Below are 23,558 nucleotides of genomic sequence, written 5' to 3'. Positions count from 1 at the left end.
GCACAAGGGAGACACCATGCTGAAAAAACGCAGTTTCATTGCCGGCGCTGTCGCGTCGCTCCTCATGGCGGGTGCCGCCGCACAGGACTTCAAGAACCCCGTCAAGATCGTCATTCCTTTTGCGCCTGGCGGAGCCACCGATGCCCTGGGCCGCCTGCTGGCGCCCAAGCTCAGCAAGGAGCTCTCGCAGACAGTCATCATCGACAACAAGCCGGGTGCCAGCGGCCAGATTGGCACCGCAGCGGTCAAGGCCGCGCCGCCGGACGGCTCTACCTTCTTGCTGGCCCTGGATCATTCGGTGGTGGTGGTTCCGCTGATCACGCCGACGGCGGGCTACGATGCAATGAAGGATTTCGTTCCGGTCGGCCAGGTGGCACGTTTTCAATGGACCTTTGCGGTGCCAATGAGCAGTCCGGCAAAGACGCTGCCCGAGTTCGTCGAGTTCGTGCGCAAGGAACCTCAGAACGGCAACTATGGTGTGCCGCTGATTGGCGGCGTGCCGGACATCATCGGCGCCGCTATCGCTCGCAAGGCCAGCGTGAAGATGGAAGCCATCGCGTTCGGCGGATCGGCGCAGATGATGCCGCAGCTCATAGGCGGCCAGCTGGCTTCCGGCGTGACGGGAGAGCCCGAGGGGGTGACCATGTCGCGCGGCGGCAAGGTTCGCATCCTCGCGATCTCGGGCGGCAAGCGCTCGACGCTCCTGCCCGCGGTGCCGACATTCGAGGAGCTGGGTTTCACCGGCGTGAACGTCAACAGCTTCAACGCGTTCTTCGCACCCAAGGGGCTGCCCCGGCCGTTGGCGGAAAAGTTCAACGCTGCACTGCGAACGGTGTTGAACGATCCTGAGGTACAGGCCAGGATCAAGGACATGTCGTTGGAACTTGCGCCCACGGATCTCGAGCAGTCGGCCAGCGAACTTGCGAAGTCCTACGCATTCTGGCGCGAAGCAGCCACGCAAAGAAAATGATGCTGCGCGGCAGTCTGCCATCGCATTCCTGCGACCTGGAATGCGAAGCTCCGCATTCCACTGGACTGAAGGGGCCGGCGTTCAGCGTGCCGGCGGGCGCATGCGATTGCCACATGCACCTCTTCGACACGAAGGCGCCGTTCGCTCCCGGACCGGTGCTCACGCACGGAGATGCGACCGTTGATCACTACCGGGAGTTGCAACGCCGGCTTCACATCGAACGGTGCGTGCTGGTGCAGCCTTCCAGCTATGGGCGGGACAACCGGGTGCTCTTGAGGGGATTGCGGGCGCTTGGAAACAGTGCGCGCGGAGTGGCCGTGATCGATCCGTCAGCGACCCCAACCGAACTGCAAGTGCTGCATGCTGCCGGCGTGGTCGGCGTGCGCTTCAATCTTGTTCAAGCAGGCGCGACAAGCGAGCAAATGCTCGAAGACGTCGCGCGCCTGATCCATCCCTTTGGCTGGCACGTCCAATTGCATGCGCACCCCGCCGATCTGATGAGCCTGGCAGATCGACTGACCGCGCTGCCGGTGCCCGTCGTCATCGACCATTTCGCGCGCATCAATGTCGAGCCTGCGATGTCCGACCGCGTAAGGAATCTACTTCTGCGCATGCTTGGCAGCGGCAACGTGTGGATGAAGATGTCCGCGCCCTACATTGCTTCGCCCGACTCGAAAGCCTACGAAGATCTCGATGACCTTGTGCGCCACCTTGCGGGTGAGCGCCTTGATCGGTTGGTCTGGGGCACCGATTGGCCGCACGTCACGGAGTCGAGCAAGCCCGATGATGCCGTCCTCATCAATCTGCTCGCACGGTGGCTGTCCGAAGACGAAATTCATGTCGTTCTTGTGGAGAACGCTGCTCGGCTTTATCACTTCACTTCCGATGGGGGCGGCCCTGCAATGCCGCGGTGGCCGGGAAACTACTCCCGCAGCGTGAAGACAATAGACATGTAGCTCACCGGCCTTTCGCGGATTAGTTCCACCCCATGCAGTGCCCTGGCCTCGAACAGCAAGGAATCGCCGGGCTTGAGTTCCATGGTTCGGCTGCCGTACCTGTACTTCACGCGTCCTGAGACGATGTGGATGAACTTGATGCCCGGGTGCTGAAAGGTCGAATAGGGCTGCGCGTCCTCGGACAGCGTGATGAGGTAGGGCTCCACGAACGCGTTGCCCGACAGCAGATGGCCGAGCAGTTCGTAGCGATAGCCGGCCACTGCCCCCACCCGCTCCACGATCACGCCTTTCCCGGCCGGCACAAAGGAGCAGTCCGTCCGTTCCACCTGATCGCCGAAGAAGCGCGACAGCGGCACGTCCAGGCCCACCGCGATGCGGTCGAGAATTTCGATCGACGGGGAAACCAGGCCGCTTTCGATGCGAGACAGCATGGACCGGGAGACGCCCGCTGTACTCGCCAGCGCACCGGCCGAGAGGTCCACGGCCAGGCGCAGCGCGCGAATCTGCAGGCCGACCTTGGCCGAGGTCGGGCTTCGCTTGGGTGAAGACTTCGTGCTTGCCGCTGGCGCAAGGCGCACGACCGGCTTGCGGGCCGTCGGAAACGGAGATGCAGGTTGCCTCTTGCTCATGGTGCGCGCATCCTCCTGAAACGCATCGAGTCCACCGTTCTGCAAACAGCGAAAGCCGGAAGCCGGCAGCTAGCCAGACGCCCCGCTCATCAGCCGAAATATCGCGGTCGCGGGACTGGACGAGCATGCCACGAGGCCGCCGCCCGAGACTCTCTGGCGGCCATAGACGATCCATGCGTCGTCGACACTTCCGATGTGTTCGCTGATGCAGAACCGGTCCGGATGATCATCGGCCAATGACGCGTACGTCAGGCCGGCGTCGTAGCGGCCCTCCAGCAGGCCCAGTTCGACCGCGGCGACCGTCTCCGTCGGAATGATCTCCTGCCACTTCGACAGGTCCGCGTAGCGCAGGGTCGGTTGCATCACGGCGATGGAGCGGGACTGCGGCTTGGCGCGGTTGTGGACGATTGCGAGATCGCGGCTGGGCGAGATGAAGGTGTCGACCACGTACAAGCCGTCGAAGTACCGCGCTACCGTGTCGGCCGTCGACGGATGGACGGCGCACTGAACCAGGAAGTCGGCGCTTCCATCGAGGACGCTGGCAGCGCCTGCAGAAAAGTCGGAGTGCAGGCTGATCGTTGCGCAATCGCGGAGGCCGTGGAACGCAAGGTAGCGCTCCACGACAAACTGATGGTTGCTGCCAGCAGGGCCGAGCGTGGCGAACCTGATCATTGCGATGCCGCGCTTCCGATGATCTGGTCTTCGAGCCTGCAGGTCTCCGCGATGATGAGGTCGTACAGCGCGTTCAGGAACGAAGCGCTCACCCCGTGGCTGGCTGCGAACTCGGCGGCTCGGCGCTGCACCACGCCAATTCGATGCGGCTGCATCATCGGCACGCCATGTTGCTTCTTGTGGTGGCCAATGCGTTCGCAGCACTGGAGACGGGCGTGGATCGTTTGGAGAAGGCGAGCGTCGATGGCGTCCAGATCGCAGCGCAGGGCTTCGAGGACCTCGTCCGCATGAGGCGTCGAGTTAGGCTGAACTGATGTGCTGTTGGTGTTCATGGCACTCTATTCGTGTCGGATGCCTTGGGCGGCGATGATGCGGCTCAACTGGTCGTAGTCTGCCTTGACTCGGCGCGCCAATCCATCGGCATCGACGCCGACACCGTTGTAGCCGAGCTGCGCAAGCTGGCGGCGCACTTCCTCCGAGCGCGCGATGGCGCTGATCAGCGAAGACAGCTTCGCGATGATCTCGGGGTCCATCGAAGCCGGAGCCGCGACGGCGGTCCAGATCTCCAGCTCGAAGCCGGGAAGCCCTGCCTCCGCAAGGCTCGGGTACTCGGGCGCCAATGGGCTCCGCGTTGCAGAGGTCACCCCAATCGGCTTGAGCTTGCCCGCCGCAATCTGCGGCGCGGCGGCGCCCAGTTGCACCATCGAAAGCTGTATCTCGCCCGCGATCATTGCCGCGACGACGCGCTGGTAGGAAGGGTAGGGGACATGCACGGGGGTGATGTTCGCCTTGCTCTTGAGCAGTTCCATCGCAAGGTGTCCGACCGTGCCGACACCGGGAGACCCGTAGCTCCACTTCGTGCCTGCGGCACGGGCCGCCTGCAGAAACTCAAGGATGTTGCCGCCAGGTGCCCCGGCAGGCGCTGCGAGCAGCAGCGGGGCGGTGCAGACCAAATTCACGGGCTTCAGATCCTTGAGAGGATCGTAGTGGGTCGCCGGATTCAGCAACTTGGCGATGGTCATGTTGCCGTTGATCATGACCCCCAGCGTGTGGTTGTCGAGCGCTTGCGCGACGAGCGTCGCAGCGATGTTGCCGCTCGCGCCCGGGCGGTTGTCGACGATCACGGGCTGGCCGAGAGCTCTGGACATCGGCTCGGCAAGCGCACGCGCGACGAGATCGGGCGATGAGCCGGCAGGGAAGCCGACGAGCAGCCGTACGGGCTGGGATGGCCATGCATTTGCGAGCGGCTTGGCGGCGGTTTGCGCTGTTGCTGCAGCCGTTGTGAATGCGAGCGAGGCCGTCATCAGCCAAAGAAAGCGTCTGCATCGGTGGGGCGAGAACATGAGGGCCATTGCGTGCTGCTCCGGGGTGGTGGGGGTGGTGAATCATTCAGTGATAGCCACTCCGTTTCAACGCTTGCATGTCGCGCAAAAAACTTCCGCAGTTCCGAGGCGCTCATGTCGAACTGCTGCGGGGCTGTGCGATTCATCTTCGGGAGCGTGAAGGTTTTCCGACGTGCAACAGCGGTGGCCACCGTCGCTGCGTGCCAAATCCCGGGCCAGCATGTCCGGTTCCGCGACCTGACGCAGAATCCACCGCAGCACACCGGGCAACAAGAATCCCGCCAGTTCCTCCCATCCACCCGACCAGGAGACAACGTATGCGTCACACATCCAAAGCCAATGCACGCGCCACGCGCCGCACCGTCCTGCAGCACGGCCTGGCCGCCGCGGCAGCCATCGCCAGCCCACTGAGCTTTGCGCAGGGCGCATGGCCCACCAAGCCGGTCACGCTGGTCGTGGGCTATCCGCCCGGCGGCCAGACCGACTTTGCCGGCCGCATGGTCACGGCCGGCATGCAGGGCGTGCTGGGCCAGGGCGTAGTGATCGACAACAAGGCCGGCGCCGGCGGCAACATCGGCACCGACAACGTGATCAAGGCGGCGCCCGACGGCTACCGCCTGCTGGTGGGCAACGGCAACATCACGCTCAACCCGCACACCTACCGCAACACGGCCATGGCCGACCCGCTGAAGCTCACGCCCATCGGCCTGCTGCTGCAGTCCTCGCTGGTGCTGGCCGTGCCCAACACCGTGCCGGCGAAGAACCTCAAGGAATTCGTCGAGTGGGTCAAGGTGCAGGACAAGGAAAAGAGCGGCATCGACTACGCCTCGGCCGGCCCCGGCAGCCTGACGCACGCGACCATGGAACTGTTCCGCGAGCGCATCGGCAAGCCCAAGATGAACCACGTGCCCTACAAGGGCAGCGGCCCGGCCATGACCGACCTGATTGCCGGCCGCGTGGTCGCCATGTTCGACGCCGCCTCGGTGATTGCGCCCTTCATCAAGTCAGGCCAACTGCGGCCGCTGATGGTGACCGGTGCCAAGCGCGTGCCGGCCTTCCCTGATGTGCCCACGGCCATGGAGAGCGGGCTCAAGGACTTCGAGGTGATCTCCTTCATCGGCCTGTACGGCCCGCCCGGCCTCAACGCCGACATCGTGAAGAAGACCAACGCCGCGATGAACACCGCGCTGAAGGACGCGGGCATCCAGAAGGGCATCATCGAGCGCGGCGACGAACCCGGCGGCGGCACGCCGGAGCAGCTGGCGCAGATGACGCGCCACTACTTCAAGCTGTGGGGCGACATCGTGAAGGCGAACGACATTCGCGCGGAGTGAGTGCAAGGTTACCGGACCGCGGCCGACACGGCCGCCCGCAGCGCGAGCAGATAACTGTCGACACCAAACCCGCAGATCTGCCCCTTGACGATCTCGGCAAACACCGAGTGATGGCGGAAGGTTTCGCGTGCATGGATGTTCGACATGTGCAACTCGACCACCGGCACCGTCAGGATCGCCAAGGCATCGCGGATGCCATAGCTGTAGTGCGTCCATGCGCCTGCGTTGATCAGCATGGCATCGACGCCGTCGGTGAAGCCCTGGTGGATGCGCTCGCACATCGCGGCCTCGCTGTTGGTCTGGAAACTCTCGACCTTGGCGCCGAGCTCGCGGCCGAGCGCCTGCAGCTGCGCATCGATCTCGGCCAGCGTGACGGTGCCGTATTGCGCCGGATCGCGCTTGCCGAACATGTTGTGGTTGATGCCGTGCAGCATGAGGATCTTCATGGTGTCTCCTTTTCTTCTTCTTCTTCAGGCCAGCGGGATGGTCATGCGCTCGATGAGGGCGCGCGTGTCGGGACGCACGCCGCGCCACCACGCGAAGGCCTCGGCCGCCTGCTCGACCAGCATGCCGACGCCGTCGGCCAGCTGCGGCACGCCTGCGTTGCGGGCCAGGCGCAGGAACGGCGTGAGGCCTTTGCCGTAGACGAGTTCGTAGGCCAGCTTGCTGCCCTTCAACACATCGGCAGGCACCGGCGGCAGTTCGGCCTTCAGGCTGGCGGAGGTCGCGTTGATGACGATGTCGAAGTGCTGCCCGGCAAGGTCACCGTAGCCTGACGCGATCACGCGGCCATGCGAGGCGAAGCTGTCCGCCAGCGCCCTGGCGGTCGCCAGCGTGCGGTTGGCCACGACGAGCTCCGCCGGCTGCTGCGCGAGAAAGGGCAGCAGCGCACCGCGCGCCGCGCCCCCGGCGCCAAGCAACAGCACGCGCGCGCCCTTCATCGCAACGCCGAGGTTGCGCGTGATGTCGTTGACCAGCCCGACCCCGTCGAAGTTGTCCGCATGGATGCGGTCGCCCTCGAACTTCAGCGCGTTGGTGGCACCGGCCAGCTCGGCCCGTTCGAGCTTGTCGGTTGCGAGCTCGAAGGCCTGCAGCTTGAACGGCGCGGTGACGTTCATGCCGCGGCCGCCGGCGTCGCGGAATGCAAGCACGGCGCCGACGAATCCGTCGAGCGGGCCTTCGATGGCGCTGTAGTCGATGTCCTGGCCGGTTGCCTGCGCGAAGCTGCCGTGGATCATGGGCGACTTGGTGTGCCCGATGGGGTTGCCGATGACGGCATAGCGGTCGGTCATGATGTTCGTCTCCTTTATTACTTGCTGTAGAGCACGCCATCGGCCTGCATGGCGGCGATCTGCGCATCGCTGAAGCCCAGGCTGGCGGCGACCTCGGCGTTGTGCTCGCCCAGGTCGGGCGCCACCTGCGTCTGCGTGGTGTCGCAGCCCGAGAAGCGGAATGGCAGGTTGGGCAGGCGGATCTTCCCCAGCGCCGGATGGTCCTGCTCGAGCACCATGCCGCGTGCCTGGATCTGCGGGTCGGCCAGCACCTCGTCAATGCGCTGGACCTTGGCGCAGGGCACGTCGATCGCGTCCAGCATCTCCAGCACCTCGGCCACCGGGCGAGCTTCCACCCAGGCCCGGACGACCGGCAGGATCTCCAGCCGGTTCGCGTTGCGGCCGGCCGAGGTGTGATACCGCGTGGCGTCGCCGAAGCCGGCCGGTCCGCCGGTCTGCGCCACCAGCGCGGCAAAGCGCTTCCAGGCGTCGTCGACCTGCGCCGCAATCACCAGGTCGCCGTCCTGCGCACGGAACACGCCATAGAGCGTGGAGTTGGGCATGTCGTGGCCGGTCTGCACCGGCACTTCCTTGCCGCCCGAAAGGGTGTAGCACTGCACCGCGTACTCGTGCATCGAGACCAGCGTGTCGTACAGCGCCATGTCGATGTGCTGGCCCCGGCCCGACTTCACGCGGCCGAGCAGCGCGGCGTTGATCGCGGCCACCGCGTGGATGCCGGTGTACATGTCGCCGAGCGAGATGCGCAGCAGCGGCGGCGCCTCACCAGGGTTGCCGACCATCTGCATGATGCCGCTCTTGGCCTCGGCGATCAGGCCGAAGCCGGCGCGATGCGCATCGGGGCCTGTGTGGCCGTAGGCCGAGATCGAGCAATAGACGAGACCGGGATTGCGCGTTGCCAGCTCCTCGTAGCCCAGGCCCAGCTTCTTCAGCGCACCCGGCCGGTAGTTCTCGACGAACACGTCGGCGCTGTCCACCAGCTTTTGCATCAGATCGTTGCCGCGCGGGTCCTTGGTGTTGACGCACAGCCCCTTCTTGCCCATGTTCTGCTGCAGGAAGTAGCCGCTGTGGTCGCCAACGAACCAGGCGTGCTGGCGGCCGGCGTCGCCGGTGCCGGGCCGCTCGACCTTGATGACTTCGGCACCGAGCGCCGCCAGGCAGCGGCCGACGTACGGGCCGGCCAGGAAGTGGCTGTAGTCGACGACGCGGATGCCGGCCAGCGGCAGGGCTTGCTGCACGCTCATGACGGCCTCCGCGGCACCATCACGCGGTGCTCGCCCTTCTGCACCACCTCGTCGCGCTGGTTGATCAGCTCCGATGGCAGCACCAGGATGCCCCAGCCCGGACGGCTCTTCGATTCGCGCTTGGTGCCGACGTGGAACTTCACGCGCACCGTGTCGCCCAGCTTGATCGGCCCGACGAAGCTCCATTCCCAGCCCAGCGACATGCCGGGCATGAAGCGCATGTCGCTCTTCGTCTTGAGGCCGTCGGCGACCGACAGGCCGAACAGGCCGTGCGCGACGCGCGTGCCGAATGGCGTGGTGCGCGCATAGGCCTCGTCGGTGTGCACGGGGGTGTGGTCGCCGGTGAGGTCCGCGTAGGCCATCACGCGGGCTTCGGTCACTTCGTAGGGCGGGCTGATGCACTCCTCGCCGACGACGGCGTCGTCCCAGTACTTGTCTTCGATGGTGGTCATGGTGTGTCTCTGTGGCATGGGTTGTTCAGGCGCGGGGATTGATGGCCAGGGCCTGCGCGACCGCGCCGGCACTGGCCTGGATGAATTCGACGGCGAGGCCGTCAGGCAGGCGCAGCCAGTTGCGGCCCTGCGGCATTTCGGTGACGCCAAAGGCCCGCGCCGCAGCAAGCGCGGCCTCGAGGTCTTCGCACATCACGCCGAGGTGGCCGAGGCGGCCCTCGGGGCCTGCGTAGTCAGGCTTGGCCATGAACTGCAGGCCGCCCAGCGTCCAGTACTGGATCGGCTCTTCCACCGTGCCCTGCACTTCGCGCATGGTCATGCCGCACACGTCATGGAAGAACTTGATGTGCCAGTGGATGTCCTTCACCCAGATCGCGACATGCTCGACATAGGCTTTGGGTGGGGCGCTCATTTATTTCGCCTCCATGCGGCGCTCGATGCCCTTGATGGCGGCGACCAGCGTCTGGTTGACCGGCGTCGGCACGTTGTGCTTGTGGCCGTTGCGCACCACCGATCCGTTGATGAAGTCGATCTCGGTGATCGATCCCTTCTCCAGGCTCTGCAGCATCGAGGTCTTGAATTCGTACGGGAGGCCTTCGGCGGCCATCACCCAGGCGTCGCGCGGTTGCTTGATCGACAGGGTCACGCCGCCGGCCTTGGCCACCGCCATGGCCTCGGCGACTGCCGCGATGGCCGTGGCTTCGATTTCCGGCACCGCATAGAGGCTGCCGTAGACCTGCCCCGTGATGGCGCTCAACGCGCCCGTGGAGACGTTGATGAGGAGCTTGTCCCACATCACGCCCATGATGTTGCCGCTGACCTCGCAGGGCAGGTCGGCGCGCTCGAACTCGGCGGCGATCGCTTGGGCGCGTTCGCTGATGGCGCCGTCGAGCTCGCCGATCACCGTGCGCTTGCCTCGCGTGCCGGCAATGATGCGGCCGGGGCCGAGCAGCACGCCGCCGACATAGGTCTTGCCGGCCAGCACGTGCTCGCGGCCCACCACCTCGGACAGGATCTCTTCGTGTCCCATGCCGTTCTGCAGCGACATGACGGCCGTGCCGGGTCCGACGATGCCCTTGGCGCCTTCGATGGCCGAACGCGTATGGAAGGACTTGACCAGCACGATCACCAGATCGGCGGGTTCGAGGCCGCTGCTGTCCAGCGTCGCGCGGACCCTGACGGCGCGCTCCGTGTCGCCGTCCTTCATGCGAAGGCCATCGCGGCTGATGGCGTCGACGTGCGCCTCGAAAGGATCGATCAGCGTGACGTCGGACCCTGCTGCGGCGAGTGTTCCGCCAATGGCGCACCCCAGTGCACCGGCTCCGAGAAAGTAGATCTTCATGCGTGTCTCCGTTGGAATGCCTGAACGATAGGTTTCGACCTTCATGCCGTCCATGACATGGCTGAAATGATCTACATTCCGTTTTGAAATGAACCTCGACGACGACACCGATGACGGCACGGCGCTGCTCAGCGTCAAGCTGCTGCGGCTCTTCGACTTGCTCTACAGCACGAACAGCGTGACGCGCGCCGCCGAGCAACTCGGCCAGAGCCAGCCGACGGTGAGCAACTGGCTCGGGCGCCTGCGCAGGCAGTTGGGGGATGAGCTGTTCGTGCGCACGGCCGCCGGCATGCAGGCCACGCCGCGTGCGGAAGAACTGATCGTGCCGGCGCGCGAAGCGCTGGCTTCGCTGCGCCGTCTGGCCGCGCCCGCGCAGGCCTTCGATCCATCCAGTGCCACGCGCCGTTTTCGCATCTGCATGACGGACGCCAGCCACATCACGCTGCTGCCCCGGTTGCTGGCGCACGTGCGTGCCGTGGCGCCGGGCGTGCGGCTGGAAGCGGCACGCATCGACGAGCAGAGCGCGCAGGCGCTGCAATCCGGGCAGGCGGACCTGGCCATCGGATTGGTGCCCTGGCTGGAGTCAGGCTTCTATCAGCAGGTGCTCTATCCGCAGGATTGGGTGTGCCTGGTCAACGCACGCCACCCGCGCATCGGCGGCAAGGGCTTCAGCCTGCGCGACTACAAGGCGGAGGCGCACGTCGGTATCGTCGGCGGCACGGGTGTTCAGCTGCTGGAGGCGGCCTTGCTGCGGCATCGCGTGGAACGCCGCATCCTGCTGGAACTGCCGGGCTTCCTGGGCTTGGCCGCCATCGTGTCGACGACGGACCTGGTTGCCACGGTGCCGCGCCACATCGGCGAGACGCTGGCTCGCACCGGCGAGCTCAAGGTGTTCGATTGCCCGGTGCCGGTCCCGCCCTTCACCGTCAAGCAGCACTGGCATGCGCGCTACCACCAGGACCCGGCCAACCGCTGGCTTCGGGGATTGTGCGAAGACTTGTTTGCGAAGAGGACAGCCAAGCCGGCGCCGAAGCGCAACCGCGTGCCCTGACTCTCTGCCCGCCTACCCCTTGCCCGCCTTGCGCCGCGCAGGCCCTGAACGCACAGGCGCCTCATCCACGATGAGCTGCGACGCCTCCACGTCCTTCCACAGCTGGTCGCGCCGCGCCAGCACCTGCGGCACGGCCTCGTGCCGCAACTGCGCCACGGCCGACACCAGCGCGTTGCAGACAAAGAACGCCGCGGTGTAGGAGTCGAACGGCGATGCGTTCGACGTGCGCACCTGCACCCGGTGGTGCGCCAGCGCAGCCAGCGGCGCGGTGGCGCTGTCGGTGATGGCCAGCACCTGCGCGCCCGCTTCGCGAAAGCGCTGCGCCACTTTGACCGGCCCGCTGGCGTAGCGGCGGATGCTGAAGGCCAGCAGGGCGTCATCGGGCTGGATCCACAGCAGCTGGTCGGTGGCGGTGACCGCGCCCGCGCCCAGCTCGTGCACGCCGGGGCGGCACATGTTGAGGTGCAGGGCCAGCCAGGCGGCCACGGGCGCGCTGTTGATTTGCGCCAGCACGAAGAGGCGGCCCTTGCCCTTGGCGATGCGCGTGGCCATGGCCTCGAACGCCGCCATGTCCAGGCCGTCGCGCGTGGCGGTGATGTTGTGCTGGTCGTGCAGCAGGGTGTCGTCCACGCACTGCTGCAGGCTGCGCCGGGTGCCGATGGTCACGGGGGCGCGCTGCCCGGCGGTCTGCAGCAGCGCGGTCATTTCCGCGCGCGCTTCGCGCTGCGCCTCGGCATAGCTCGCGTAGCCCAGCTTGGCGAACAGCCGCACCACGGTGGAGGCGCTGGTGCCGTTGTGCGCGGCCAGGGCGGTGGCGGATTCGAGCAATGCGTGCGGATAGTCGCGCCCCAGAGCCTCGGCCAGGGCGCGTTCGCTGGCCGTGAGCTCGCCGCCCTGGCGGGCCAGGCGCTCGGTGAGCAGGCCGGCCGATTTTTCTTGCAATGATGATTTCATTGATGCCTCTTTTATGAAAAAAGTATTGCAAACACCGGCAACGCGTGCAACACTGCGGCCCAAATTTCACCCCGGCGCCGCGGGGTTCATCGAAGGACGAAGATGCAGGATACCCTTGAAGAGAGCCGCTCGCAGCTGCGAACGCGCATCCTGGACTGGCTGGCTGGCCAGGCGCAGGCCATGCAAGATCTGTTGCAGAAAGTGGTCGACATCGACAGCGGCAGCCGCAACGAAGCGGGCGTGACCGCCGTGGCCACGGCGCTGCGCGAGCGGCTGGAGGCAGCCGGCGTGGCGGTGCAGTTCGAGCCCGTGCCGGGCTACGGCGTACTGCTGCATGCCCAGGTGCCAGGGCCCGCCGAGGGCGCGCCCATCCTGCTCATGGGGCACATGGACACCGTGTACCCGGCGGGCACCGCGGCGCGCCGGCCCTTCCGCGTGGAAGACGGGCGCGCCTACGGCCCCGGCGTGGCCGACATGAAGTCGGGCCTGGTGATGAACGTGTTCGTGGCCGAGGCCTTCGCGCGCTGCGGCGGGCTGAAGGCGCCGCTGCAGCTGTTCTTCTCGTGCGACGAAGAGATCGGCTCGGCCGCCACGCGCGACCGCATCATGGCCAAGGCGCGTGGCGCGCGGGCGGTGCTCAACGCCGAACCGGGCCGCGTCAGTGGCAATCTCGTGACCAGCCGCAAGGGCTCGATGGTGGTGGAGTTCGAGGTCGAGGGCGTTGCCGCGCATGCGGGCATCAACCACGCGGCCGGTGCCAGCGCGATCGAGGCGCTGGCCCGCAAGACGCTCGCGCTGCATGCGCTGACCGACCCGGCCACGGGCGTCACCGCCAACGTGGGCGTGGTGCATGGCGGCATCGTGCCCAACATGGTGGCGCCGCATGCCAAGGCCGAGCTGGACATGCGCTTCACCTCGGACACCGATCCGGACGAACTGCTCGCCAAGGTGCGCGCCATCGTCGAGGAAGAGTCCGTGCCGCGCACCAAGGGCCGTGTGACCGGATCGCGCCGCACCATGCCCATGAAGCCCACGCCCGACGAGCTGCTGGCGCTCTACCAGCGCGGCGCCAAGGCTCTGGGCTTCGAGGTGCAGGGAGAGTTCACCGGCGGCGCGGCCGACAGCGGCCTGACCGCCTCGGTGGGCGCGCCCACGCTGTGCGGCACCGGCCCCGTGGGCGGGCACGCGCACACAGAGCGCGAGTACTGCGAGCTCGCCACCTTCGTGCCGCGCGCCCAGGCCGTGGCGCTGGCCATCCTGGACCACCCCTGATTTTTTGCCTTCGAGAGCAGATTCCATGCACCCCACACAACCCACTCGCCGCCACATCCTCAACGCCGGCCTGGGGCTCGGCCTTGCGGGCCTGGCTCCGCTGGCGGCGCACGCCGCCGACGACAAGTACCCCTCGCGCCCCATCACGCTCGTGGTGCCGTTTCCTCCGGGCGGATCGGTGGACATCATGGCGCGCCAGTATTCGGAGCCGCTGTCGAGCGTGCTGGGCGTGCCCATCGTGGTGGAGAACCGCGCCGGCGCGGGCGGCTCGGTGGCGTCGCAGATGGTGGCGCGCGCCAAGCCCGACGGCTACACGCTGGTGGTGTCTTCGCAGAGCAGCCACCTGGCCAACCCGCTCACGCAGCCCAAGGTGGGCTACGACCCCATCAAGGATTTCGAGAACATCGCCATCCTGGGCCGCCAGCCCAATGCGCTGGTGGTGCATTCGAGCCTGCCCATCAAGAGCTTCAAGGAGTTCATCGACTACGCGAAGAAGAACCCCGGCAAGCTCAACTACGGCAGCGGCGGCGTGGGCAGCATGGGCCAGCTCAACGTGGAGATGCTCAAGGCGGCCACGGGCGTGTTCACCACGCACATCCCCTACCGCGGCGGCACGCCGCTGATCACGGCGGTGCTGGCCAACGAGGTGCAGTTCATTCTCGACAACCTGGTGATCATGCTGCCGCACGTGCAGGCCGGCAGGGTGCGCGCGTTGGCCGTGGCGGCCGACCAGCGCCTGGCGCAATTGCCCGACGTGCCCACCATGGCCGAAGTGGGCTACCCGCAGCTCAACCTCAGCTCGTGGACGGGCCTGGCCGCTCCGGGCGGCACGCCGGACGCCATCGTGCAGACGCTGTACAAGGCCGTGCGCCAGGTGGCCACGTCGCCGGCCATGCAGGCCAGCCTCAAGGAGCGCGGCGTGATCGCGCCCGAGGAAATGACGCCCGCCGCCTTCGAGAGGATGATGTCCGAGCGCCTCGTGAAGTTTGGCGAGGTGGTGCGCAAGGCGGGGATCACGGCCGAGTAGCCAGCGAGCCCGCGGGCCGGGGGCGCGGCGCTACGCGTCGAGCGCTCCCGCGTGCGCCCCGCGCCACCTGAAGCAGGCCTCGCGAACTTCGTCGACCAGCGCCGCCAGCGGCTCGGGCGCGCTGCTCCCTTCGGCGCGCTGGATCACGAAGCGCGCAGGCGGCAGCGGCGGCAGAAAGCTGCCCGGCGGAATGGAGCGCAGGATGGGCGGCATGCCCGAAGGCGTCAGCACGGTGATGGCCAGGCCGGCGGCCGCGGCGGCCACCAGTGCGCTCGAGCCCTGCGCGGTCAGCACGATCTGCCAGTGGGTCGTGCCGTGTCCGGCCAGCGAGGCAAGCGCGGTTTCGCGGAACGGGCAGGGCTCCGACAGGAACGCGAGCGGCACGGGCGCCTCGGGGTCGAGCAGCGCCTTTGCCGAAAAGGCCCAGACCAGCGGCTCCATCCAGAGCGTTTCGGTGTCGCTGCCGGCGTCGCAGACCGTGCCGACCATCAGGTCGAGCGAGTGTTGCCGCACCTGTTTGGCCAGCGCCGTGCTGATGCCGCAGCTGATTTCCACATGCACGTCGGGCCTGCGCTGGCGAAAGCCCGCGAGCGCGGCGAACAGCCATTCGCTGGGAAAGCCCTCCGAGCATCCGAGGCGCAGCGTGGCCGGCGCATGGCGCGGCGCCGCAAGCCGCGAGACCGCCTGCTGCTGCAGCTTGAGGATGCTCCTCGCATAGCTCAGCAGCACGCTGCCCTGGGCCGTGAGCTGCAGCGAGCGGGTGGTGCGGTCGAAGACGCGGCAGCCCAGCTGCTCTTCGAGCCGCCGGATCTGCGCACTCACGGCCGATTGCGTCAGGTGCATGGCGTCGGCCGCGCGGGTCACGCTGCCGTGGTCGGCCACCGAGACGAAGGCGCGCAGCTGTTGGGAGTCGAGCATGGTTTCAGTGAAATTCGTTCTGAATGGCTGCAAATTATGTTGCTTGTGTGCAGGGTCCGTGCTGCCTAGCCTTGGCCCTTCGAACCACTCACCCCCCGCACGCCATGAAAGAACTGCTTTACATCGAGACCTCGCCCAGGAAGACGCGCTCCGCCAGCATCGAAGTGGCCGGCGCCTTCATCAATGAAGTGACGCGCATCCACCCGGCCTGCCATGTCACCACGCTGAACCCCTGGACCATGCAGCTGCCCGAGCTGTCGCAGGACATGCTCGACGCCAAGTACGCCGGCATCAACGGCATGCCGCTGAGCGACGCCCAGCAAACGGCCTGGGACGAGGTGCGGCGCATCGCCGCGCCCTTCCACGCCGCGGACCACATCGTGCTGGCGATGCCGCTGTGGAACTTTGGCATTCCCTACAAGCTGAAGCACCTGATCGACGTGGTGTCGCACAAGGACGTGCTGTTCCGCTTCGACGCCTCGGGCCTGTCGGGCATGCTGCAGACCCGGCGCGCGACGGTGGTGTGCGCAAGGGGCCTGGACTACCCCCTGGGCAAGGACGGCTCGGCGCATGCGCTCGACTTCCAGCTGCCCTACGTCGAGACCTGGCTGCGCTTCATCGGCGTGCGCGAGGTGCGCTCCGTGGTGGTCGAAAAGACGCTGATGGGGCCGGAGGTCGATGCCGGCGCAAGGGCCGAGGCCAGGCGCCGCGCGGTGGAGCTTGCCGAGGGGCTCTGAGGGCCCAAGGGCGCGGCGGTTGCAGGGGCATGCGGAGCCTGACACCATGGCTCCATGACCACTTATCAACTCCACTACTGGCCCACCATCCAGGGCCGCGGGGAATTCGTGCGGCTCGCGCTCGAGGCGGCCGGCGCGGACTATGTCGACGTGGCGCGGCTGCCCGAGTCGAAGGGCGGCGGCGAGTCCGCACTGGGCGACCGGCTCGACGATGCCGACATCGTCCGCCCTTCGTTCGCGCCGCCGTTCCTGATCGACGGCGACATCGTCGTGGGACAGACCGCGGCCATCCTGCTGTACCTCGGGCCGCGGCTGGGCCTGGCGGGCGTCGGCGAATCCGACGGCCTCTGGACGCACCAGCTGCAGCTCACCATCGCCGACGTGGTGGCCGAGGCGCACGACACGCACCACCCGATCTCCACCGGCGCCTACTACGAAGACCAGCGCGACGCGGCCGTGCAGCGCGCGCGGGCCTTCCGCGAAGAGCGGATTCCCAAGTTCCTGAACTGGTTCGAGCGCGTGCTGCAGCGCAACCCCGCGGGGTCATCGCACCTCGTGGGCGATGTGCTGACATATGCCGACCTGTCGCTGTTCCAGCTGGTCGAAGGCCTGCGCTACGCGTTCCCGAAGGCCGCAGCCCGGGCGCTGGCCGCCACACCCGCGGTCGAGAAGCTGCACGACAACGTCCGGCGCCGCCAGCGTGTGCACGACTACCTGCAAAGCCCGCGCCGCATCGCGTTCAACGAGGACGGGATCTTCAGGCGGTATGCGGAGCTGGATGGCTGAAGCCTGCGCATCGGCAGGCATGCCATGGGGCTACACGAACTTGCCGGTGATGCCGCCATCCACCAGCAGCTCGGTGCCGGTCACATAGGCTGCCGCATCCGACGCCAGGAACGCGCAGGCATGGGCCACGTCCCAGGCCGTGCCCATGCGGCCCACGGGCACCTGCCGCGCGCGGGCTGCCTTGGCCTCGTCCAGGCTGGTGTCCGAGAACATCTTCGCCACCGTGGTGGTGATGCGCGGCGTGTCGATCAGCCCCGGCACGACGGTGTTGGCACGCACGCCCTGGGCTGCATATTGCTGCGCCACCATGCGCGTGAACTGCGTGACCGCGGCCTTGGTCACGCCGTAGGCCAGGTGCGGATAGCCCAGGTAGCGCATGCCCGCGATCGACGAGATGGCGACGATGGCGCCGCGCCCGCGCTCGACCATGCCGGGCAGCACCTGCCGTGTGGCCAGGAGCAGGCTGCGCACGTTCACTGCGTGGATGCGGTCGAAGTCCTCGGCGCTGGTTTCCATGGGTCCGCCGGTCTTGCCGATGCCCACGTTGTGGTGCAGCACGTCGACTGTGCCGAAGCGCTCGCGTGCTTCGCCAAAGAGCCGAACCACGTCGGCTTCGTCCGCCGCATCGCCGACGAAGGTCTCGGCCGTGCCGCCTTCGGCACGGATCAGCGCGGTGGTTTCCTCGGCGGAGGCGGCGTCGCGGTCTGCCACGCACACGTGCGCGCCGAGCCGGGCGTAGGTGACGCTCGACGCCCGCCCGATGCTCCAGCCCGGTCCCGCCGAGCCCGCGCCCAGCACGAAGACGACCCGACCCGACAGGTCCAGTGGCAGCGCAGGAGGAGTGAAGCTCATGCGTCATCCTTCCCGCTTGCGCCGACGAACGGAATCGCGTGCTCGACGGTGTCCCAGATGAAGCGACCCGAAGGACTCTGCTGCTCCTCGACGATGTGTGCCACCAGCCCCGCGGCGCGCGAGATCACGGCAAAGCCGCGCATCACGCCGGTGGGCACGCCGATCTCGCCGAGCAGCGCGGCCACCGCGCCGGTCGCGTTGATGGTGATGGGGCGCCCGGCCACGGCGTCCACCGCGGCGGACAGGCGCTCCAGCGCCCGCACCTTGTGGCCGGCCAGCTCGGGCTCGGCGCGCGCCATGTCGAGCAGCTTGTAGGCACGCGGATCCACCGGCTTGTGCAGGTGGTGGCCGAAGCCGGGCACCGGGCTCTTGAGACCCTTGTAGTGGCGCGCGATCTCCATCGCCTCGGCATCCGGGTCGGCGGCGGCGCCGATGCGGTCGAGCAGTCCGGCGCAGTTCTCCATCGTGCCTACGAACGAGCTGCCCACGGCCAGCAGCCCGGCCGAGACGGCGCCCTGCAGGTTCTCGGGCGCGCTCATGTAGATCAGGCGCGTGGCAATGGCACTGGGCGTGAGGCCGTGCTCCATCAGCACCACCAGCACCGCGTCGGTGATGCGCAGGTCCACGCCGCGCGGCGTGCGGTTGAGGATCTGCATCAGCATCACCTCGGTGAAGGTCTTCTTGCCGAGCAGGTCTTCGACCAGGTCGGCCTCGCGGTAGTGCAGGCTGGTGAGCGTGTGGGTGCACAGGCGGGTGACGGGTTTGGCGGAGGAGGAAGTCATCGCGTGGTTCTTTCGTTCAGGATGTGGCGGCGGCCGCCATGGCGAGTTCGCGCACGGCGCTCTTGAGCACCTTGCCCACGGGCGAGCGCGGCAGGGCCTCGTGGAAATGGATGTGCTTGGGCGTCTGCACCGGGCCCAGGCGTTCGCGCACGAAGGCAATCAGCTCGGCCTCTGTGGCGTGGCGGCCGGGGCGCAGCTGCACGGCGGCCTGCACTGCCTCGCCCCACTTGTCGTCGGGAATGCCGAACACGGCGCACTCGTGCACGGCGGGGTGCTGGCCCAGCGCGTTCTCCACGTCCACCGGGTACACGTTGAAGCCGCCCGTGATGACCATGTCCTTCAGGCGGTCCTTCAGGTAGAGGTAGCCGCGCTCGTCGACAAGGCCCCGGTCGCCGGTGTGCAGCCAGCCATCCACCAAGGTCTCGGCGGTCTTCTCGGGCAGGCGCCAGTAGCCGGTCATCAGCAGGTCGCCGCGCGCCACCACTTCGCCGACCTCGCCGGCGGGCAACAGCCGGCCGTCCGGCGCCATGATGGCCACGTCGCTGAACCAGGCGGTGCGGCCCACGGCGGCCCAGTTGCGCTCGTCCTCGAAGTCTTCGGCGCGCATCACGGTGAGGATCTGGGGCGCCTCGGTCTGGCCGTAGGTGGTGCCCAGTACCGGGCCGAAGAATTCGCGCACCTCGCGGATCTTTTCGGAAGGCATCGGCGCGCCGCCGTAGATCAGCCGGCGCAGGCGCGGGAAGTCGGCGCGCGATGCGCCCGGCAGCGCCATCAGCATGTAGACCAGCGTGGGCGGCATGAAGCACGTCGTGCCGCCGCGCTCGCGGAAGGCCGTGCGCACGGCCTCGGCGCCGGCCGCGGGCAGCACCACGTGGCAGCCGCCCTGCGCCAGTATGGGCAGCACATAGGTCGAGGTGCCGTGCGTGATCGGCGCCGCCACCACGTAGCGCTCGTGCTCGTCGAAGCCCCATGCGTGGATCTGGTTGGCGATGTTGGCGAGCCATGCGCGGTATGGCTGCATCACGCCCTTGGGCGCGCCGGTGGTGCCGCCGGTGAACTTGATCGCCTGCGTGGCGTCCAGCGGCAGCGCGAATGATGGGCGCGGTGCGCCCGCGTGCCGGGCCGCCAGCGCCGCGATGGTGGCTTCGTGCTGCGGCGCCGTGCCGGTGTGGATGCGTGCGCCGGGCGCACCGTCGAGCAGCCCGGCGCACGCGCCGTCGAGCACGAGGATCGAGGGTTCGGTGGCATCGACGATGCGGCGGATCTCGGGCCGCGTGCTCTGCGGATTCAGCGGCACCCAGACCTTGCCGCAGGCCAGCACCGCGAGCAGCGCGGCAATGTGCTCCGCGCTGTTCTTCGCGCAGATGGCCACGCGGCTTTGCGGCGCGGGGTCGAGCGCGACCAGCGCGGCCGCCAGCGCTGCCACCTGGGCGGCCAGCGCCTGGTAGCGGATGGCGCCCTCGGGCGCGTCGATGGCAATGTTGTCGGGCCAGCGCGCCGCGGCGCGCCAGAAGAAGTCGATGGGAAACATGGGTGGGTGTGCTCCTGTGCGGGCTTTCTTGTCGTCGTCAGTCGGCCTTGGCGCCGGACGCCTTCACCACGTCGTGCCAGCGCTTGATCTCGGCCGCGGCAAAGCTGCGCATCTGCTCGGGCGTGCCGGGTTCGGGCGACGCGGCCAGGTCCTGCAGGCGCTGGCGCACCTCGGGCGCGGCCAGCACCTTGCCGAGTGCGGCGTTCAGGCGGTCGATGACGGGGCGCGGCGTGCCGGCGGGGGCCGCCAGGCCGAACCACGACTGCACGTCGAAGCCCGGATAGCCCGACTCGGCCAGTGTGGGCACGTCGGGCAGCAGCGGCGAACGCCGGGCGCTGGTGATCGCGATGGCGCGCAGGCGCCCGCCCTGCACGTGCGGCAGGGCCGACGGCGTGTTGTCGAACATCGACTGCACCTGGCCGCCCAGCAGGTCGGTGATTGCGGGCGCGCTGCCGCGGTAGGGCACGTGCAGCATGTTGAGCCCGGTCTGCATCTTGAACATCTCGCCCGACAGGTGGATGGACGAGCCGCTGCCGGACGACGCGAAGGTGATGCCCTCCTTCGACTCCTTGGCGAAGCGCACGTAGTCGGCCACGTTCTTCACGGGCAGCGACGGGTTCACCACGAGGATGTTGGGAATCTTCGCGATCAGGCCGATGGGCTCGAAGTCCTTGACGGGGTCGTAGCCCAGCTTGCCGTAGAGCGAGGCGTTGATGGTGTTCGCGATGGTGTAGACGTAGAGCGTGTAGCCGTCGGCGGGCGCGCGGGCCACGTACTCGGCGCCCACGTTGCTGTTGGCGCCGGTGCGGTTGTCCACCAGCAGGGGCTGGCCGAGCTGCTCGCCCAGCTTGATGGCGACGAGGCGCGCGATCACGTCGGTGGCGCCGCCGGCGGCATAGCCGACCACGAGCTTCACGGGCTTGGACGGCCAGGGGGCGGCGGGCTGCGCCTGCAGCGGCAGCGCGGCGCTGCAGGCGAGGGCGGCGGCGAATGCCAGCCAATGCCGGCGGGGTGCGGAATACGAGCTCACTTCTTGTCTCCAGTTGGTATGCAATGCCTGTCGCGGGCTGCGTCCTGCCGTGCTGCGGCACACTGCGCGATGGCTCCGTCGACCGAGAAATTCTTCCGCATGCCCTCCCGAACCGTGAATAAGAACGTCCGCCAGCCGGACGTTTCGGCGCGCGCCGCGGCCGCACGTACGCCCAGCGCCGAGCCCGGCGATGACCCCGGCAGCCGCACGCTGCGCCGCGGCCTGCAGCTGCTGGACGCGGTGCTGGCCAGCGGCCGCGAAGGCCTGCGCGTGGTGGATCTGTGCCGCGCGGCGGGGCTGGAGCGCGCCACGGTGCACCGCCTGCTGGCCACGCTGGTGGAGAGCGGCTATGCCGCGCAGCGCGGGCGCTTTCGCTATGTGGCGGGGCCGCGGCTCGCGGCCATGGCGCAACCGGCCGGCATGCCCAACATCGCGGTGCGCCTGCGTCCGGTGCTGGAGCGCGTGAGCGCAGCCTGCGGCGATGCGGCTTTCGCGATCGTGCGCGAAGGCCCCGCGTCGCACTGCATCGCGCGCCATGTGGGCACGCACCCGGTGCAGATCCTGGTGATCCAGGTGGGCACGCGCCAGCCGCTCGGCGTGGGTGCGGCAGGCCTGGCGCTGCTGTCGGCGCTGCCCGATGACGAGGTCAATGCCGCCGTCGCAGCCAATGCGCGTGTGCTGGGCCGCTACGGCGGCATGACGCCCGAGCGCATGGCGCTGCTGGTGCGCGCCACGCGCGAGCGCGGCTGGTCGGTCATCGGCAACCATGCCACCGACGGCGTGCTGGCCGTGGGCATGGCGGTGCGCAGCAGCGAAGGCGAGCCCGTGGCCGCGATCAGCGTGGCGTCGACGCTGGATCGCATGCCGCGCGAGCGCCAGCAGCTGATCGCGCGCTGGATGCGCGAGGCGCTGGCCGCGCTGCTGCCGGGTGGGCTGTGAGCCTGGCGGCTACGCGCCGCTCTTGTCTTCCTGGTTGCCGTCGTCGTTGCGAATGCGCAGCGCCGCGTCATACAGCGCATTGCGCGGTGCGCCGCTGATCTCGGCCGCAAGCCGCACCGCGGTCTTCAGGGGCAGCTCGGCCAGCAGCAGGCGCAGCACGCGTTCGCCTTCGGCACCATCGTCGGCGGCCGCGGCCACCGGGTGCAGCACCAGCGCGAATTCGCCGCGCGTGCGGTCGCGGCCGGCTGCGAACCAGCCCGGCAGCTCGGCGGCGGCGATGGTCGCAATCTCCTCGAACTGCTTGGTCAGCTCGCGGCCGACGGTGATGCGGCGCTCGCCCAGCGTCGCAAGCGCGCGCGCCACGGCCTCGATGCGGTGCGGCGCTTCCAGCAGCACCACCGCGCGCCGCTCCTGCGCCAGGGCCTGCACGGCCGCGTCGCGCTCGCCGGCCTTGGTCGGCAGGAAGCCCGCGAACACGAAGGCGCTGCTCTCGTCGCCTGCCGCCACGAGGCCGGCGGCGCCGACCAGCGTGGTGACGCTGCTCGCGCCCGGCAGCGGCAGCACGCGCTGCCCGGCGCCGCGCACGGCCGCGACCAGCCGCGCGCCCGGGTCGCTCACGCCGGGCGTGCCGGCGTCGCTCACGTAGGCGATGCGCTCGCCCTGCGCGAGCCGGGCGACCACGGCCTGCGCGGCCTCGGCCTCGTTGTGCTGGTGCACGGCCAGCAACTGGGCATTCGGCCGGTCGATGCCGTAGGCGCGCAGCAGGCTCTGCGTGTGGCGCGTGTCCTCGCAGGCGACGGCATCGACCAGCTGCAGCACGTGCAGCGCGCGCAGCGTGATGTCGGCCAGGTTGCCGATGGGCGTGGCCACCACGTACAGCGTACCCTGCGGATAATGCTGTGCACCCGAGGCATCGCGCGCGGCCGAAAGGGCGGCGCCGAAGGAAGCGGGTGCTAGTGAAGCCAAGGGGTTTCTCCGTAGGAACAAAAAAGAAGCGGGCAGGGAGCCAGCATGAAGACCATCACGACCAAGCATCGCGGCGATGCGGCGGAAGACGCCGCGCTCGACCACCTTCAATGCGCCGGCCTGGCGCTGGTAGCGCGCAATTATCGAACGCCCGGGCGCGGCGGCGGCGAGATCGACCTGATCATGCGCGATCCGCGCGACGCCACGCTGGTGTTCGTGGAGGTGCGCCAGCGCAGCAGCGGCACCCACGGCGGCGCCGGCGGCAGCATCACGGGGCTCAAGCAGCGGCGCATCGTGTTCGCGGCGCGCCATTACCTGAACGGGCTGCGCACGCTGCCGCCGTGCCGTTTCGACGTGGTGCTGGTCGAGGAGCGCATCACCTGGCTGCAGGGCGCGTTCGACGCGGGCGGGAACTGAAAGCGCGCCGCGGGCTCCACCCACAATCCACCCATCCATCGCAAACGTCTTGTTTCACCGCCCCC

General features: G+C 68.2%; 27 protein-coding genes. 10 read left to right on the top strand and 17 right to left on the bottom strand.

Going from position 1 to position 23,558, the window contains the following annotated elements; genetic code table 11:
- Nucleotides 1-16 precede the first annotated feature (16 nt).
- Together RZE77_RS24965 and RZE77_RS24960 are read left to right on the top strand one after the other, a co-directional pair.
- A complete protein-coding gene (locus tag RZE77_RS24965) occupies nucleotides 17-970 on the top strand; it encodes a Bug family tripartite tricarboxylate transporter substrate binding protein (RefSeq protein ID WP_319439726.1) in 954 nt (317 codons plus the stop codon).
- Nucleotides 967-1,926: an amidohydrolase family protein gene (locus tag RZE77_RS24960; protein WP_319439725.1), complete on the top strand. Its 960-nt coding sequence runs from the start codon at nucleotides 967-969 to the stop codon at nucleotides 1,924-1,926. The genes RZE77_RS24965 and RZE77_RS24960 overlap by 4 nt, the downstream gene beginning before the upstream one ends.
- Here RZE77_RS24960 and RZE77_RS24955 read toward each other — a convergent pair.
- The 4 genes from RZE77_RS24955 to RZE77_RS24940 form a co-directional block, all read right to left on the bottom strand.
- The gene (locus RZE77_RS24955) at nucleotides 1,893-2,429 is read right to left on the bottom strand and encodes a helix-turn-helix domain-containing protein (RefSeq protein WP_319442409.1); all 537 of its coding nucleotides are present in this window, start codon (nucleotides 2,427-2,429) and stop codon (nucleotides 1,893-1,895) included. The genes RZE77_RS24960 and RZE77_RS24955 overlap by 34 nt on opposite strands.
- A gap of 195 nt (nucleotides 2,430-2,624) precedes the next feature.
- Nucleotides 2,625-3,227, bottom strand: a complete 603-nt coding sequence (locus tag RZE77_RS24950; protein ID WP_319439724.1) for a hypothetical protein — start codon at nucleotides 3,225-3,227, stop codon at nucleotides 2,625-2,627.
- The gene (locus RZE77_RS24945) at nucleotides 3,224-3,559 is read right to left on the bottom strand and encodes a chorismate mutase family protein (protein ID WP_319439723.1); all 336 of its coding nucleotides are present in this window, start codon (nucleotides 3,557-3,559) and stop codon (nucleotides 3,224-3,226) included. Before RZE77_RS24945 ends, RZE77_RS24950 begins: the two co-directional genes overlap by 4 nt.
- 6 nt (nucleotides 3,560-3,565) lie before the next feature.
- The gene (locus RZE77_RS24940) at nucleotides 3,566-4,570 is read right to left on the bottom strand and encodes a Bug family tripartite tricarboxylate transporter substrate binding protein (protein ID WP_405547649.1); all 1,005 of its coding nucleotides are present in this window, start codon (nucleotides 4,568-4,570) and stop codon (nucleotides 3,566-3,568) included.
- Between the two features lie 317 nt (nucleotides 4,571-4,887).
- Between RZE77_RS24940 and RZE77_RS24935 the strand changes: the two genes are divergently transcribed.
- Nucleotides 4,888-5,904: a Bug family tripartite tricarboxylate transporter substrate binding protein gene (locus RZE77_RS24935; RefSeq protein ID WP_319439721.1), complete on the top strand. Its 1,017-nt coding sequence runs from the start codon at nucleotides 4,888-4,890 to the stop codon at nucleotides 5,902-5,904.
- Between the two features lie 8 nt (nucleotides 5,905-5,912).
- Here the strand turns inward: RZE77_RS24935 and aroQ are convergent, their stop codons facing one another.
- Genes aroQ through RZE77_RS24905 form a run of 6 tightly spaced genes read right to left on the bottom strand, consistent with a single transcriptional unit; the run spans nucleotide 5,913 to nucleotide 10,231 of the window.
- Nucleotides 5,913-6,350, bottom strand: coding sequence for a type II 3-dehydroquinate dehydratase (gene aroQ / locus RZE77_RS24930; RefSeq protein ID WP_319439720.1), 438 nt, complete (start codon nucleotides 6,348-6,350; stop codon nucleotides 5,913-5,915).
- Nucleotides 6,351-6,374: 24 nt separating this feature from the next.
- Nucleotides 6,375-7,196 (bottom strand): shikimate dehydrogenase, encoded by an 822-nt coding sequence (aroE, locus tag RZE77_RS24925; RefSeq protein ID WP_319439719.1) that lies wholly within the window; start codon nucleotides 7,194-7,196, stop codon nucleotides 6,375-6,377.
- Nucleotides 7,197-7,213: 17 nt separating this feature from the next.
- Nucleotides 7,214-8,437: a CaiB/BaiF CoA transferase family protein gene (locus RZE77_RS24920; protein ID WP_319439718.1), complete on the bottom strand. Its 1,224-nt coding sequence runs from the start codon at nucleotides 8,435-8,437 to the stop codon at nucleotides 7,214-7,216.
- A complete protein-coding gene (locus RZE77_RS24915; RefSeq protein WP_319439717.1) occupies nucleotides 8,434-8,889 on the bottom strand; it encodes a MaoC family dehydratase in 456 nt (151 codons plus the stop codon). Before RZE77_RS24915 ends, RZE77_RS24920 begins: the two co-directional genes overlap by 4 nt.
- A gap of 25 nt (nucleotides 8,890-8,914) precedes the next feature.
- The gene (locus RZE77_RS24910) at nucleotides 8,915-9,301 is read right to left on the bottom strand and encodes a VOC family protein (RefSeq protein ID WP_319439716.1); all 387 of its coding nucleotides are present in this window, start codon (nucleotides 9,299-9,301) and stop codon (nucleotides 8,915-8,917) included.
- Nucleotides 9,302-10,231 (bottom strand): ketopantoate reductase family protein, encoded by a 930-nt coding sequence (locus RZE77_RS24905; protein ID WP_319439715.1) that lies wholly within the window; start codon nucleotides 10,229-10,231, stop codon nucleotides 9,302-9,304.
- A gap of 88 nt (nucleotides 10,232-10,319) precedes the next feature.
- Here RZE77_RS24905 and RZE77_RS24900 point away from each other — a divergent pair, with 88 nt between their 5' ends.
- Complete coding sequence (locus RZE77_RS24900; protein WP_319439714.1) at nucleotides 10,320-11,282, top strand: LysR family transcriptional regulator; 963 nt, start codon at nucleotides 10,320-10,322, stop codon at nucleotides 11,280-11,282.
- Between the two features lie 12 nt (nucleotides 11,283-11,294).
- Here the strand turns inward: RZE77_RS24900 and RZE77_RS24895 are convergent, their stop codons facing one another.
- Nucleotides 11,295-12,236: a MurR/RpiR family transcriptional regulator gene (locus RZE77_RS24895; protein WP_319439713.1), complete on the bottom strand. Its 942-nt coding sequence runs from the start codon at nucleotides 12,234-12,236 to the stop codon at nucleotides 11,295-11,297.
- Nucleotides 12,237-12,338: 102 nt separating this feature from the next.
- Here RZE77_RS24895 and RZE77_RS24890 point away from each other — a divergent pair, with 102 nt between their 5' ends.
- A complete protein-coding gene (locus RZE77_RS24890) occupies nucleotides 12,339-13,508 on the top strand; it encodes a M20 family metallopeptidase (RefSeq protein ID WP_319439712.1) in 1,170 nt (389 codons plus the stop codon).
- Nucleotides 13,509-13,533: 25 nt separating this feature from the next.
- Entirely contained in the window at nucleotides 13,534-14,535 is a 1,002-nt protein-coding gene (locus RZE77_RS24885) for a Bug family tripartite tricarboxylate transporter substrate binding protein (RefSeq protein WP_319439711.1), read from the top strand.
- Nucleotides 14,536-14,565: 30 nt separating this feature from the next.
- On the opposite strand, the gene RZE77_RS24880 is transcribed toward RZE77_RS24885, so the two are convergent.
- A complete protein-coding gene (locus RZE77_RS24880) occupies nucleotides 14,566-15,453 on the bottom strand; it encodes a LysR family transcriptional regulator (RefSeq protein ID WP_319439710.1) in 888 nt (295 codons plus the stop codon).
- A gap of 104 nt (nucleotides 15,454-15,557) precedes the next feature.
- On the opposite strand from RZE77_RS24880, the gene RZE77_RS24875 reads away from it, so the two are divergent.
- Both RZE77_RS24875 and RZE77_RS24870 read left to right on the top strand, forming a co-directional pair.
- A complete protein-coding gene (locus RZE77_RS24875) occupies nucleotides 15,558-16,190 on the top strand; it encodes an FMN-dependent NADH-azoreductase (protein ID WP_319439709.1) in 633 nt (210 codons plus the stop codon).
- A 54-nt stretch (nucleotides 16,191-16,244) separates the two neighbouring features.
- Nucleotides 16,245-16,976, top strand: coding sequence for a glutathione S-transferase (locus RZE77_RS24870; RefSeq protein ID WP_319439708.1), 732 nt, complete (start codon nucleotides 16,245-16,247; stop codon nucleotides 16,974-16,976).
- 30 nt (nucleotides 16,977-17,006) lie between these two features.
- Here RZE77_RS24870 and RZE77_RS24865 read toward each other — a convergent pair whose 3' ends face one another.
- The 4 genes from RZE77_RS24865 to RZE77_RS24850 are packed head-to-tail and all read right to left on the bottom strand — an operon-like array spanning nucleotide 17,007 to nucleotide 21,171.
- Nucleotides 17,007-17,828: an SDR family NAD(P)-dependent oxidoreductase gene (locus RZE77_RS24865; RefSeq protein ID WP_319439707.1), complete on the bottom strand. Its 822-nt coding sequence runs from the start codon at nucleotides 17,826-17,828 to the stop codon at nucleotides 17,007-17,009.
- Nucleotides 17,825-18,610 carry a citryl-CoA lyase gene (locus RZE77_RS24860; RefSeq protein WP_319439706.1) on the bottom strand — a complete coding sequence of 262 codons (786 nt, stop codon included), beginning with the start codon at nucleotides 18,608-18,610 and terminating at the stop codon, nucleotides 17,825-17,827. The genes RZE77_RS24865 and RZE77_RS24860 overlap by 4 nt, the downstream gene beginning before the upstream one ends.
- Before the next feature lie 16 nt (nucleotides 18,611-18,626).
- Nucleotides 18,627-20,141 (bottom strand): class I adenylate-forming enzyme family protein, encoded by a 1,515-nt coding sequence (locus RZE77_RS24855; protein ID WP_319439705.1) that lies wholly within the window; start codon nucleotides 20,139-20,141, stop codon nucleotides 18,627-18,629.
- A gap of 37 nt (nucleotides 20,142-20,178) precedes the next feature.
- Nucleotides 20,179-21,171, bottom strand: coding sequence for a Bug family tripartite tricarboxylate transporter substrate binding protein (locus RZE77_RS24850; protein WP_319439704.1), 993 nt, complete (start codon nucleotides 21,169-21,171; stop codon nucleotides 20,179-20,181).
- Between the two features lie 99 nt (nucleotides 21,172-21,270).
- On the opposite strand from RZE77_RS24850, the gene RZE77_RS24845 reads away from it, so the two are divergent.
- Nucleotides 21,271-22,110, top strand: coding sequence for an IclR family transcriptional regulator (locus RZE77_RS24845; protein ID WP_319439703.1), 840 nt, complete (start codon nucleotides 21,271-21,273; stop codon nucleotides 22,108-22,110).
- 9 nt (nucleotides 22,111-22,119) lie between these two features.
- On the opposite strand, the gene rsmI is transcribed toward RZE77_RS24845, so the two are convergent.
- Nucleotides 22,120-23,076, bottom strand: a complete 957-nt coding sequence (rsmI, locus tag RZE77_RS24840; protein WP_319439702.1) for a 16S rRNA (cytidine(1402)-2'-O)-methyltransferase — start codon at nucleotides 23,074-23,076, stop codon at nucleotides 22,120-22,122.
- A 45-nt stretch (nucleotides 23,077-23,121) separates the two neighbouring features.
- Between rsmI and RZE77_RS24835 the strand changes: the two genes are divergently transcribed.
- Nucleotides 23,122-23,493, top strand: coding sequence for a YraN family protein (locus RZE77_RS24835; RefSeq protein ID WP_015867579.1), 372 nt, complete (start codon nucleotides 23,122-23,124; stop codon nucleotides 23,491-23,493).
- Nucleotides 23,494-23,558 lie beyond the last annotated feature (65 nt).

Source organism: Variovorax sp. SPNA7 (assembly GCF_033807855.1).
GTDB lineage: Bacteria > Pseudomonadota > Gammaproteobacteria > Burkholderiales > Burkholderiaceae_C > Variovorax > Variovorax beijingensis.
Note: the sequence above shows the minus strand (reverse complement) of the source record. Positions and strands in the feature narration are given on the sequence as shown.